The organism is Acinetobacter sp. Res13-Abat-PEC15-P4-01, assembly GCF_015676285.1.
Taxonomy (GTDB): Bacteria; Pseudomonadota; Gammaproteobacteria; order Pseudomonadales; family Moraxellaceae; genus Acinetobacter; species Acinetobacter nematophilus.
Genome location: NZ_JADAIN010000050.1, coordinates 16661 through 29364, shown reverse-complemented (window position 1 = coordinate 29364; position 12704 = coordinate 16661). Strand labels below are relative to the sequence as shown.

11 protein-coding genes are annotated in these 12704 nt (G+C 37.4%); 4 read left to right on the top strand and 7 right to left on the bottom strand.

Going from position 1 to position 12704, the window contains the following annotated elements:
* Nucleotides 1-910: 910 nt before the first annotated feature.
* Nucleotides 911-1375: a MarR family winged helix-turn-helix transcriptional regulator gene (locus IMO47_RS17160; protein ID WP_196074973.1), complete on the top strand. Its 465-nt coding sequence runs from the start codon at nucleotides 911-913 to the stop codon at nucleotides 1373-1375.
* An 8-nt stretch (nucleotides 1376-1383) separates the two neighbouring features.
* Here the strand turns inward: IMO47_RS17160 and IMO47_RS17155 are convergent, their stop codons facing one another.
* The 5 genes from IMO47_RS17155 to ftsY form a co-directional block, all read right to left on the bottom strand.
* On the bottom strand, nucleotides 1384-2049 hold the full coding sequence (locus IMO47_RS17155) for an SOS response-associated peptidase family protein (RefSeq protein WP_196074972.1): 666 nt from the start codon (nucleotides 2047-2049) through the stop codon (nucleotides 1384-1386).
* A 108-nt stretch (nucleotides 2050-2157) separates the two neighbouring features.
* The gene (locus IMO47_RS17150; RefSeq protein WP_196074971.1) at nucleotides 2158-2778 is read right to left on the bottom strand and encodes a 2OG-Fe(II) oxygenase; all 621 of its coding nucleotides are present in this window, start codon (nucleotides 2776-2778) and stop codon (nucleotides 2158-2160) included.
* 169 nt (nucleotides 2779-2947) lie between these two features.
* On the bottom strand, nucleotides 2948-5110 hold the full coding sequence (locus tag IMO47_RS17145) for a malate synthase G (protein ID WP_196074970.1): 2163 nt from the start codon (nucleotides 5108-5110) through the stop codon (nucleotides 2948-2950).
* Nucleotides 5111-5684: 574 nt separating this feature from the next.
* A complete protein-coding gene (locus tag IMO47_RS17140; protein WP_196074975.1) occupies nucleotides 5685-6281 on the bottom strand; it encodes a nitroreductase family protein in 597 nt (198 codons plus the stop codon).
* A gap of 592 nt (nucleotides 6282-6873) precedes the next feature.
* Nucleotides 6874-7983 (bottom strand): signal recognition particle-docking protein FtsY, encoded by a 1110-nt coding sequence (ftsY, locus tag IMO47_RS17135; RefSeq protein ID WP_196074969.1) that lies wholly within the window; start codon nucleotides 7981-7983, stop codon nucleotides 6874-6876.
* Nucleotides 7984-8192: 209 nt separating this feature from the next.
* Here ftsY and IMO47_RS17130 point away from each other — a divergent pair, with 209 nt between their 5' ends.
* Together IMO47_RS17130 and IMO47_RS17125 are read left to right on the top strand one after the other, a co-directional pair.
* On the top strand, nucleotides 8193-9554 hold the full coding sequence (locus tag IMO47_RS17130) for a pitrilysin family protein (protein WP_196074974.1): 1362 nt from the start codon (nucleotides 8193-8195) through the stop codon (nucleotides 9552-9554).
* Between the two features lie 13 nt (nucleotides 9555-9567).
* Nucleotides 9568-11178, top strand: a complete 1611-nt coding sequence (locus IMO47_RS17125; RefSeq protein WP_196074968.1) for a pitrilysin family protein — start codon at nucleotides 9568-9570, stop codon at nucleotides 11176-11178.
* 10 nt (nucleotides 11179-11188) lie between these two features.
* Here the strand turns inward: IMO47_RS17125 and IMO47_RS17120 are convergent, their stop codons facing one another.
* Nucleotides 11189-11515, bottom strand: coding sequence for a hypothetical protein (locus IMO47_RS17120; protein WP_196074967.1), 327 nt, complete (start codon nucleotides 11513-11515; stop codon nucleotides 11189-11191).
* 253 nt (nucleotides 11516-11768) lie between these two features.
* The gene (locus IMO47_RS17115; protein WP_196074966.1) at nucleotides 11769-12128 is read right to left on the bottom strand and encodes a hypothetical protein; all 360 of its coding nucleotides are present in this window, start codon (nucleotides 12126-12128) and stop codon (nucleotides 11769-11771) included.
* Between the two features lie 223 nt (nucleotides 12129-12351).
* Between IMO47_RS17115 and IMO47_RS17110 the strand changes: the two genes are divergently transcribed.
* Nucleotides 12352-12585: a hypothetical protein gene (locus IMO47_RS17110; protein WP_004719607.1), complete on the top strand. Its 234-nt coding sequence runs from the start codon at nucleotides 12352-12354 to the stop codon at nucleotides 12583-12585.
* Nucleotides 12586-12704: the final 119 nt, after the last annotated feature.

The window sequence follows — 12704 nt, the reverse complement described above, 5'->3', positions numbered from 1 at the left end:
GGAGAAATACGAGCTAAACCTACACGGCGACGGATCCATGAATGATACCTTTTCAACTAAATTAATTTAATTATGCACAATATCGAAGGCTTGTAATTATTTTTCATTAAATTTTTACATTTATTTAATCTTTAGATATTTCGCATTTTTTCAAAACTTCATCTCCTCCCCACGCCCCCTCTTTATTGACCATAGGCAGTTGAACAACTCAAGAAAATAGCCGTAGATTTCGATAAATTTTACTGAATTTTTATCTATTGATTTTATTGAATTTTTTATATCCGAAAATTGATATATTATGCATTTATATAAAATAAGTGTGAAAATAATAAAGCACAAGCGACAATATTTTTTATAAAGTCAACTTGGTTTTTTTTATTTTTCAGATATAATAACAAATGATGTTAATTTTCTTAACAAATAAACCTATTTTGTGGCAGAACATTGTTGAAATTTATGGCTTGAATCACGGAAAGAAGTGATGAACAAAGTTCATCAAGATTGTTCTTTATACTGAGGCTAAATCAATCTTTCATTTTGATCATCAATGATTAAAAGGGGTAGCTTTCAATTCGAGTATGTTTTTAAGATAAACTAACCAATTTAGTTATTTTAAATAATTTACAATGTACTTTAGGGATTGGAAGACATGAAAGTACTGATCTGCAATTGCATGAAGAAGCAACTTTTTTTCCTATATGATGTTGTTATCTATTCATATAAAAACTGTTTTTCTATGTATTTATGGAATAGTTTGACTTAAGTTAATTTTCCAGATGGATCTATTTTTCATCGATTTTTCTTGTTTTTTAGCATTAAGTTTGACACACATATTGATTCAGATATTCGAAATAAAATATTATTAGCGCTTAACATATGGCAATAATTACAAAAAAACAGGGACATTCAGATGACTAAAAAATATTCAAAATTTCTGCCTTCTGCAGAAAATTTTAATATTGAAAACTTTCCTTATTATTGGATTACACAGGTCCACGCTCAGTACGTCTTAAACTTAGACCAAGTACTCAAAAAATATGGGGTTGATAATTCACGTCGACGTTTATTGGTTTCACTAGAAGCCAAACCCGATGCCAGTGTATCTGAGCTTTCCGAAATGATTGTCTCCAAAATGTCGACAACCACAAAAATTGTCTATCGTTTAAAAGAAGAAGGACTTGTAGACACGTATTCCTGCAAAAAAGATGCGCGAATTACTCGCGTCTGCTTAACTGAGGCAGGAAAAGAGATGACTCAAAAAATCAATGATTTAATGGGTGTTATTTTAGAACAATCCTTCGAAGGGCTGACCCCACTTCAAATTGAAAAAACCATAGAGAATTTAAAAATTATTTTTAAAAATCTCTCGCATTGATGTTGAAATTATTCCCCAAACATACTTAACTGTGGAGAGTTAATGTCATTACGTTGTTTAGGACAATAAAAGCATTCAAACTCCTCCACGGGAAACCCCTCTATAAAACTCGAAATATCAGGTTGTTTTAAGTTGAGCCACTCATCCAATCTATGATGTGGGATCACGACTACAGAACGCTTATCCGTTCGTGGCTCATGAAACTCACTCATCATGGCATGAAAATGGGCATCCATGCTGATCATTGTTGCAGACCGAATAACTTCACCATTTTTTAAGCGTGCAATTTCATATAATGCCGCAATATAAAATGCCTGCCCATCCCTTCTTCTCACTCCCCAACGCTGCGGCTTTCCATTGATATATTTTGATTCGTAAAACACTGTAACAGGAATCACCCCGAATTGGCACTTGCTGAAAGCTTCTGTAAAACTACGTTTTTCAATCAAGGTTTCATTGCGAGCATTATAGGTATGCTTGCCGGCTTCTTTATCTTCTGCCCATTTCGGAATCAATCCAAAATTGACCAAACGCCATTCAAGCCCTGTTTGGGCATTAAAAAGTAACGGCATTTCAAAACCAGGGAACACTTCTTCTTGATAGGTAAATGGAAGGTCGGGCAAGCCAAGTTGTTTTACTTGTAGGGCTGTGATCGGTTTAAAATTAGCACACATAAAAATATGATGATGGGTTGGTCACATTCATGCTCAGGGTTTTATAAATGTGATCCAACTCAATACTCCTGGTATATTTAGAATTAACCGAAGTCTACCTGAAATAGCTTATCCAAATATTTTTTTAACTTTTGCGCTTAAACCATGGAAAAATTTATGTTTCGCATTGGCTTTTTCACTGGTTAAAAAGTTGATTTGAATCGATTGACGCTGCCCTTCATAAGGAATATAGCCATGCCAACCATTGTCAGTGACTTTAAATGCAACCAGAGAACCTGGACCTGCCCCAATCTCTGCAACATAGTTATTGATATCTTTGTCATCATTTAAAATACGTAAACGACCATTTGGCGCATCCCATGATTCATTTAAATAAATCAAAATGGTCAACAGCTTGCTTTTAGAATCACTATGAATACGACCATCTTTTTGACGAGAATAACCACGTAAGGTAATCATCATCGGATGCTCCATTACATTGACATCAAATTTATCTGTCAGAATTTGACGAAACTCTGGCGTATCCAGGGATTTTAAAAAGCGATCAAAATTAGGTTTAATTTCAACATCTTCGATGTTGAAGCTGCCACCCTGTTCAATTTTTGGAAAATCCTTGATTACTGCTTGAACTTCACTGTCTGCCAATGCGTTTTCAACCACAAAGAATGGATAAGGCGTCGTCATCACTTCAGCATCTTTCAGCGCATCTAATTTCAGAATTGATGTCATTTATAATTCAACATAATAATTAACTCTTTTAAATTGTAGCAGAGTTTTCGTGTTGTTGGCTTTCAGCTAAAACAAATTTTCTGGTCTTTAAACTGTCTTTTTTGACCCTTTAAAAGCAATAAAGCCTCCGAAGAGGCTTTATGTTTAAATTAAAATCTACAGTGTAAAATTAATCACCTGTATAACCTTTTAATTTCAAACGGTATGCGTGCAATAATGGTTCAGTATAACCTGAAGGTTGCTCACCGCCTTTGAAGACTAAATCGTAAGCAGCTTTATAGGCATAACCATCAAAGCTTGGTGCCATGTTGGTATATTCCGGATCGTTGGCATTTTGCTCATCCACAATTTTTGCCATACGCTGCATAACTTCTTCAACTTGCTGTTGAGTAACGATGCCATGACGTAACCAGTTAGCAACATGTTGAGATGAAATACGTAAAGTTGCGCGATCTTCCATCAAACCAACATTATTGATATCTGGTACTTTAGAACAGCCTACACCCAAGTCGACCCAACGTACAACATAACCCAAAATACCTTGAAGATTGTTTTCAAGCTCTTTGGTTTTCTCTTCTTCAGACCAGTTTGTATCAGTCGCCAACGGAGGAGTAAGCAAATCATCTAATGGCAAAGCTTCAGTCTTCAATAACTCTTGCTGACGCGCTGAAACATTGCACTGATGATAATGAATCGCATGAATCACTGCACCCGATGGAGAAGGAACCCAAGCACAGCTTGCGCCAGCTTCAGGATGCTCGATCTTGGTTTTGTACATGTCTAAAAGCATATCTGGTTTTGGCCACATGCCTTTACCAATTTGTGCTTTGCCACGTAAACCAGCTTGAAGACCGACCATCACGTTACGGTTTTCATATGCCGGGAACCAAATTTGCGATTTTACTTCACCTTTACGAACAAATGGTCCTGCTTCCATGAATGTATGGATTTCATCACCTGTACGGTCCATAAAGCCTGTATTAATGAAAATCGTACGGTCTTTTGCTTGAGCGATACAGTTTTTCAGGTTTACAGATGTACGGCGTTCCTCATCCATAATTCCGATTTTCAAGGTTTTTGCAGGTAAACCCAATGCTTGTTCAGCGCGTTCAAATAATTCAACAGCGAAAGCAACTTCTTCTGGACCATGCATTTTTGGTTTAACAATATACATAGAACCTTTACGAGAGTTCTTGTTTTCGTTTTGACCTTTAATGTCTGCAAAAGAAAGCAATGGCGTGATCAAAGCATCCATAATTCCTTCGTAAATTTCAGCACCATCCACAAGGATTGCCGGATTGGTCATTAGATGACCTACATTACGAAGCAACATCAATGAACGACCATGGAGGGTAGTTTCGCCACCGATTAGGTTCTTATGGCTACGGTCCTTGTTTAATTTACGAGTAACGGTTTTACCATTTTTCTCGATAGACTCTTCAAGCGTACCCTTCATCAAGCCTAACCAGTTACGGTAGCCTTCAACTTTTTCTTCCGCATCTACAGCAGCAATCGAATCTTCCAAATCCTGAATCGTTGTTACAGCAGCTTCCAATACAAGATCTTTAACACCAGCCGCATCCGTTTTACCAATCGGACTATTTGCATCAATTTCAATAATGACATGTAAACCATTATTAAGCAGGACGATTTCAACCGGTGCAGCTTCTTCACCATTGAAACCGACAAATTGAGCTTCTTTTACTAAAGTGGTGGTTGAACCATCTTTTAGGGTGACCACTAATTTTTTATCTTCAACTGCATATCGAGTTGCATCTGCATGTGAGCCATTTGCAAGCGGGAATGTTTCATTTAAGAAGTTCTTTGCAAAAGCAATAACTTTGTCGCCACGTACAGGATTATAGCCTTTACCTTTTTCTGCGCCACCCTCTTCAGAGATAACGTCAAAACCGTAAAGTGCATCGTATAGAGATCCCCAACGTGCATTTGCTGCATTTAGGCAGTAACGTGCATTACGCACAGGTACAACCAACTGTGCACCAGCCAATAATGCGATTTCTTCATCTACATTTTCTGTGCTGATTTGGAAATCTTCTACTTCTGGTAATAAGTAGCCAATTTCTTTTAGGAAAGCTTTATAAGCTTCAAGTTCAAATTTATTGTTGCGGTGCCATTCATCAATTTTAGCCTGAATCTCGTCACGCTTTGCTAAAAGCGCCTTATTCTTTGGGCTAAGATCGACAACAACTTGCTCAAAGTTTTTCCAGTATGTTTCACTGTCCAAACCAGAACCTGGTAGTGCTTCATTTTCGATGAAATCGTAAAGTTCTTTAGCAATCGCTAACTTGCCTTTTTGAATACGTGCAGTCATTGTCTTTCCTGATATTGCTACTTTTTATAACAAGAGTTTCTAGTATACCGATTTAAACCATACTGAATAGTATTATCACATTCCTAAATAGTGATCATTTTAATTAAAATAAATACATACATTAACTTAAAAAATAACGATCAGAAATCCGACAATATCATCAATTTGAATGGCTATTTACAGTGTATAAAGTTTTTAAAATGTCTAAATTAGACCAAAGTGCTGAATCTACGCTAATTTACTCATTTTTAAATACACTTTTTTTGCTTGAGCAAAGATTAAGCCACGAATAAAGCCCAATGTCGATAAAGCAAAGTAAAAATTCTATGTAAAGAATTGTTCGAAATATTCTGACTTTGATTGATAGTTCAGTATTTAGACCTAAAACATGATCGATTGCATGCTAAGCAATGATTAAAATTAATTGAATGAGCTTTATGATTGACTTTATTGTTTTAAAAATCGAGGAAATAAAAACCTGCTTAAGATTGGTCCCTTAAGCAGGTTGGATGGGATTAAGCCGGATCTGAATCTACGCAACATTCATCCAACATGGATTCGATCTCGTTTAACCTCAATTAAATGTTTTGAAACGCGCAGCATCTTCAATAAATGCTTTTTCACCAGCAGGCGCTTCAATTGAACCAAATACCAATTGTGCACGAAGTTTCCAATCAGCAGGAATTTCAAATGTTTCTGCAACTTCTTCATCAACGATTGGGTTGTAGTGCTGTAAAGATGCACCAATACCCGCTTCAGACAAAGCCGTCCAAGTTGCAAACTGGGCAATTGCAGTCGAATGCTCAGCCCAAACTGGGAAATTATCCGCATAAAGTGGGAACTGCTCTTGCAATCCTTTTACTACGCTTAAATCTTCGTAAAATAGTACTGAACCTGCGCCAGCAATGAAGCTGTTAATTTTACCTGCTGTGCCTTCAAATGCTTCAGCAGGAACAATTTTACGTAAAGTTTCTAAAACTATGGTCCAAAATTTTACGTGTGAATCACCAAATAAAATGACTGCACGAGAAGATTGTGAGTTAAATGCAGATGGACTATGTTTTACTGCATCTTTGATGATTTCTTCAACTTTTGCTTGGTCTAAGCTGATATCTTTACCCAATGCATAAATTGTACGACGATGTTTGATTTGATTTAAAAATGACATGATGATAATCCTTCTTTGGCGCTATATGCAGTTTTCTTTAACATAGACAGAGTTTATTGCATGATTTTGACTGTTTCCATGCATAAATACATAACAATGTGTTCTATATTTAGAACAATATTGAAAATAGCAACATTTATTAGCATTCAAAAACAAGATTAGGGATTACCAGAATTCTCTTTGACCTAGCTACATTTGTGCGTTATCTCAATTAATTTAAAAACCATTTACGGCAATACTTTACTTTTATCATCAGTATCCTCCTCTCTCAGTTGATGCTCACTGCCGGAATTTAAAAAATTACAACGATGATGGTTTTGTGCTTGTTAAAACAATCAAAATGCGGAGCTTAGCCCTCTTCCAAAATACATTTGGTGCTAAATTCAGTTGGAACAGCAATTGATCTGATTATCATTGATGGAACCATACCAAGCTCTAGAGTTACTCCTGATTCAACCGAGCTATAAATTGCAGGTATGGATAAAGCTATTTATACTGAGCCGAGCATTTTCAATATCTTTTATTTTGTAAAAGATATTGAAAATAAAAAACTCCGCATTTGGCGGAGTTTTTTGGCGCTTAATAACGTTTAAGATTATTTATCCGTTTCAAAAAGTGCAGCAACAAATGATTTAGCAGAGAATGGACGCAGGTCATCAATTTTTTCACCAACACCAATAAAACGGATTGGTACATGTGTGCGGCTGGCAATATTAAATAACACCCCACCTTTTGCAGTACCATCCAATTTAGTGATCGTTAAACCTGTAAGACCTACAGCTTCATCAAACATTTCAACTTGGTTAATGGCGTTTTGCCCAGTACCCGCGTCTACAACCAGCATCACCTCGTGTGGTGCTGTGGCATCAATTTTCTGCATCACGCGTTTTACTTTGGTAAGCTCTGACATCAAGTTACTTTTGTTGTGCAAACGCCCAGCCGTATCTGCGATAAGAACATCCACACCCTTGGCACGCGCACTTTCAAAAGCATCAAAAATCACAGAAGCGCTATCGGCACCATGACCTTGAGCAACAACAGCAATATTATTACGTTCACCCCAGATCTGAAGTTGTTCGGTTGCTGCTGCACGGAATGTATCACCTGCTGCAAGCATGACCTTTTTACCCTCACCCTGCAAACGTTTTGCCAACTTGCCAATAGTGGTAGTTTTACCAACACCGTTTACCCCTACCACTAAAATCACAAATGGATTTTTATTTGGGTCGATATGTAACGGTTTTACACGTGGTGCAAGTAATGTGACCAACTCTTCTTGCAAAGCTTTATACAGTGAATGCGAATAGATCAAATCTCCACGTTCAGTACGCTCGGTTAAATTCGCAATAATGGTCTTTGTCGCTTCAACACCAATATCAGCGACTAAAAGCTGTTCTTCAACTTCTTCAAGCAATTCATCATCAATCTCTTTCCCGCCAATCAGAATGTTAACCATCCCATCAGCGAAGCTTTTACGCGATTTAGACAAACCTTCTTTCATACGACTGAAAAAACCGCCTTTGGTTTTTTCTTCAGTCGTCTCAATCTGTTGTTCTTGACTATCGGCTTGAGTAGATTCCGTTTTCGGTGTTTCTACTTTATTATTTTCAATAATAGGCACATTGACGGCTGGTAAACTAGGTAATGTGACATCGTCATCCCCGATATCCGCATCAATCAAGAATTTATTTTGCTGTTCTTGCATGCCGATTCCTTGAAAAGCATAGCGTTAAAAACAATGAGTTTAGCATAAATTGAAACATTTTTAGCGTTAAAGCAGCGATAAAACAAGCGAACCAAAATGCAACATTATCGGCTTGCTTTAAATGGTTCATTTTTTGAGAATAGTTATAAATTTAGAATAATTTTTTTAGGTCATCTGTGTATATTTTGAAATCTAAATTCTTACAACTTATGCAACACTCCAAAGTTATTATTGCGCCTTTATTATTCTTATCCACCTATACTTTTAATACTCAGCTTCATTCAGCACCAGAAAGCCAACTTGCACGTACAACTTTTGAAACCACACTTAAGAATGGTCTAAAAGTCATTATTCGCGAAGATCACCGCGCCCCTATTGTTATGACCCAGATTTGGTACGGCGTTGGCAGTAGTGATGAATCCGGCAATGTTTTAGGTATTTCACATGTCCTTGAACATATGATGTTTAAAGGAACCAAGAAAGTACCTGATGATGAGTTCGCACGATTGAGTCGTATTTATGGCGGGCGTACAAATGCCGCAACTTATACCAACTACACCAATTACTATCAGCTTTATCCCAAAAAATACTTTCCTTTAGCTCTAGAACTTGAAGCAGATCGAATGACCAATTTGGTATTGAGACAACAGGATTTTGATCCTGAAATCAAAGTCGTTATGGAGGAAAGACGACAAAGAACAGACGATAATCCACGCAATCTTGCCTTTGAACGTTTTAAATGGATTGCCTATCCAACCAGCCATCATCGACAGCCTGTGATTGGATTTATGAAGAATCTGCAAAATATTCGTCTGGATGATCTCAAACATTGGTATCAAACTTGGTATACGCCCAATAATGCAACACTCGTCATTGTAGGAGATGTCAATGCAGAACAGGCATTGAAACAGGTCGAAAAATACTTTGCAGCAATCCCCAAAAAAGAACTTCCTGATCGTAATGATGTGCTGGAATTTGATCGTATGGGTTATCGACACATGGAAGTGCACCTCCCTGTACACGTCCCTAATCTATTTATGGCATGGAATGTTAAATCCATTGCCACAGCGAAAAACCCACAGGATGCTTATGCGCTGACGATCATTCAATCACTACTCGATGGAGGAATTTCAGCGCGGTTACAAGATCGTTTGATTCGCGATAAAAAAGCACTCACCGCCATCAGTGTCAGTTATGACCCCTATAATCGAGGGGACAGTTTATTTATGATTTCAGCCATACCGAGCGATGGTGTATCACTCCAGGAAGCACAGAAAGCAATTGAAAAAGAAATGAACTTATTTAAAACAGACTTGGTCAATCAAACCGAACTTGATCGAGTGAAAAATAACTTTGTTTCCAACTTGATCTATAGCCAAGATGATATTGCTGGACAAGCCAACATGATTGGTAATTTAGAAGTAAACGGCTTAAGTTTTCGTTTGATGGATGAGTTACCTAAACACTATGACAAAGTGACACCGCAAGATTTACAACGTATCGCCAATATTTACTTTGTCAAAGACAATCTCAGTAGTTTGTATTTATTACCCGAAGATTCAAAAGAATAAATAAGGACACAGCATGAATCTCAGATCATTCTCTATTTATCCATTCACAACACCATTACTCATCTTCATCACCTTGCTCTATTCAAGCGTCAATCACGCCGAAGTCGAAATCGACAATCATGATGAAAGCGAGAATGTCTTAGATGACACAGTATTAAAAGCCAGTTCAAGCTTACAGAGTTTAAAAAATTTAGATAAGCAGCAACAGTATCAGACTCCCTTTGTACAAGATCTAGACAACATCCAAAAAGTAAGGACCTTATTTGTATCGACAACCGACCTCCCTATTGTAGATATTCAGCTCACTTTTAATGCAGGTTCTTCACAAGACCAGGCCCTTGGGCAAGGTCTATTCGGTATGGCAAATATGGCAGCAAAACTCATTACGGAGGGTACAGATCAATTTTCAGCAAAAGAGATTGCATCCACTTTCGAGGGATTGGGCGCTCAGTTTAATGTGACCGCATATCGAGACATGTTTGTTGTAAGATTACGCGTACTGTCAGACCCGGAAAAATTAAATCCAGCAGTCAATATGATGCTACATGTACTCAATCATGCTCAGTTTAATCCATCTGGTCTGAATCTTGTCCTCAACAATACCAAAGTTGGTCAAAAACAAATTCAAGAAAACCCAAGCAGGATGATGAACATCCGTTTTTATCGCGCATTATATGGACAACATCCTTATGCGGAACCTACTGTTGGGACCAATGGCAGTTTAAAAAAAATTACTCCTGAGTTACTACGCTTGTTTAGACAGAAATTATTGGTTGCCCAAAATATGAATATTGCCATTACGGGTAATCTTAGTGCTGCTGAAGCTACTCGACTTGCCAATACGATGAGCCAAAATATTACTCAAGGTGAAGCAGCTGCAGCACTGCCTGAACCACAAGAGCAAAGTGATTTTAATCTCCATTACATTCCATTTAATTCTACCCAAGCCAATGTCATGATGGGGCATCTGGGTATAAAACGCAGTGATCCCGACCGCGTGGCTTTAGAAGTTGCCAATCAAATGTTTGGTGGCAGTGGCTTTAATTCAGTGCTTATGAAAGAACTTCGGGTCAAGCGCGGCTATACCTACGGCGCATATAGCACATTGGCCACCACATTGGCACAAGGCTTTTTCAGTGTGAATTATGCAACTGAACAAAATCAGTTGATGGACAGTATTCAAGTTGCACATCAAGCATTACGTGATTTTGTCAAAAAACCTGTGCTAAAGAAGCAACTCGAAGAAACCAAAGAAGGAATGTTACGTTCTTTCCCCATGACCTTTAGTTCAAATGCAAATATTAATGCGCAAATTGCATCGATTGGATTTTATCAACTGCCCGCTGATTATTTAGCCCAGTATCAAAAACAACTGAGTCAGATTACAGTCAAACAGGTTCAAGCAGCCATTCAAAAGCACCTTCGTGCAGATCGACTTACGCTGGTCATTGTCGCACCTACACTCGATCAACAGGAACTCAAACAGATGCTAACAGAAGATCTAGGTGAGAATAATCAAAACCAACCCAATCAAACGCAAAAATCAGTGACAGATCCGATGCCTGATATCCCAGCATTAATCATTAAAAAAACCATCCGTCCTCAAGAACAATCTTCAAAATAACATTTGAATATTATTCAGGATCGGTAATATCTACCGCAGGATATTCTCTGACACGTTGATTTTCAAAGTGATAGGCTCGCAATAACCGCAGATAATCAGCAACACAGATTTGATCCTGATGTCGTAATTGATTGGCTATATTTTGGGTTTGAGGATACGCTGCTTGTTGTGAATATTGAATAACATATTGATATTGTTCCGGACTGATTGGACGCAACAGAGCCAATGTTGCCAGTACAATCATCAGTGTGATGATCACAACAACAAAAGAATTCAAGATTTTTTCCACAGGAAATGAATAGCATAATTTTTGAAAATAATCTTTGATTTTTTGCATGAACTACCTCTAATTACAGATAGTTTATCATTATGAATATAAAAATATAGCGCTTTCTGAACGACACCTGAACAAGACTGCAGCGATAGTTGCTGATGCTTGGATTGAGAGTAGCATCCGGGAATCCCAGCACATGCTCATTGAACTTTCCCCGCTTAATTATTGCATGGATTATATACACAAAAGCCCTCGTCTTTAGAAAAGGGCTTCAGATTAAATCCGATAAAGTTTGAATGATGCCAAGCTACATCCATCAAGCAATGGTTGCACGTAAAAATGCAAAATATAGAATGATTGCAATAATTGCTAAAGCTATGCATACAGCAAAAATACTTACTCCACCTTCAGCATGCGCAGGATGCAAATCGTCATCATCAGCAAGACGCCTTAATTCCCCATCATAAACATGGTAAAAGTTCTTTTTTTGCACTGGGTCTAAATTTCTGGTATAATCGTAGACACGTTTGCGTTGAGCCAAACAATAATCACCAAGATGAATTTCTTGATGATAAATTGCTTCATCCAACTGCCGACGATGATACTGAGCTAATTCAACAATCTGAGACTCAGCAGCGGGTACATCAAAAGTAAAGCCATCTATCGTGTTTGTCATTTTTGCTCTCCCTTTGTCTTAATTCTCATATTGATTTTAATAAATATTATTTCTGTTTAATGTTTAATCATGTAATCTTATTTTCGTCAAGTGTAGATTTCAAAATACTTGACAAGTTACGCAAACTGTAATATTAGTTTAATAAAGTTAAGTTAGATTAGTTAAGTATAAGCTCCGATGGGGAGCTATGTTAAAAGATCATAATTACAATAAGGAGTTATCTATGATTCACCAAATCTCTCATCAAGACTTAGAACATGTTTATGCAGATGCTGTAAATACAATTCAATGTGAAATGAACTTTGTAGAAGCAGTAAAAGCACTAGAAGATGCAGCAAAAGCTGGACATGGTAAAGCAGCAATGTTTCTTGCAGAACTTTACTACCAAGGTTTCCGCGTAGAACGTGATTCTTTAAAAGCGCAGTACTGGCAAAAGATGGCCACGATGCAAGCATAAGCAAACGTCACCTAGGTGGCGTTTTTTAATGTCCTGTTTTTATTCTATTAATAAATAATTACGCATTTGATACATTTTTTATTGTTTTAATAAATGCTTACGATTCAGCATAAAGCACT

What these genes read in the sequence shown, in the direction of transcription:
- IMO47_RS17115 (WP_196074966.1), bottom strand. Translation starts at nt 12,128, where the DNA reads ATGACAAACACGATAGATGGCTTTACTTTTGATGTACCCGCTGCTGAG.
- IMO47_RS17160 (WP_196074973.1), top strand. Translation starts at nt 911, where the DNA reads ATGACTAAAAAATATTCAAAATTTCTGCCTTCTGCAGAAAATTTTAAT.
- IMO47_RS17125 (WP_196074968.1), top strand. Translation starts at nt 9,568, where the DNA reads ATGAATCTCAGATCATTCTCTATTTATCCATTCACAACACCATTACTC.
- IMO47_RS17130 (WP_196074974.1), top strand. Translation starts at nt 8,193, where the DNA reads ATGCAACACTCCAAAGTTATTATTGCGCCTTTATTATTCTTATCCACC.
- IMO47_RS17155 (WP_196074972.1), bottom strand. Translation starts at nt 2,049, where the DNA reads ATGTGTGCTAATTTTAAACCGATCACAGCCCTACAAGTAAAACAACTT.
- IMO47_RS17145 (WP_196074970.1), bottom strand. Translation starts at nt 5,110, where the DNA reads ATGACTGCACGTATTCAAAAAGGCAAGTTAGCGATTGCTAAAGAACTT.
- IMO47_RS17150 (WP_196074971.1), bottom strand. Translation starts at nt 2,778, where the DNA reads ATGACATCAATTCTGAAATTAGATGCGCTGAAAGATGCTGAAGTGATG.
- ftsY (WP_196074969.1), bottom strand. Translation starts at nt 7,983, where the DNA reads ATGCAAGAACAGCAAAATAAATTCTTGATTGATGCGGATATCGGGGAT.
- IMO47_RS17110 (WP_004719607.1), top strand. Translation starts at nt 12,352, where the DNA reads ATGATTCACCAAATCTCTCATCAAGACTTAGAACATGTTTATGCAGAT.
- IMO47_RS17120 (WP_196074967.1), bottom strand. Translation starts at nt 11,515, where the DNA reads ATGCAAAAAATCAAAGATTATTTTCAAAAATTATGCTATTCATTTCCT.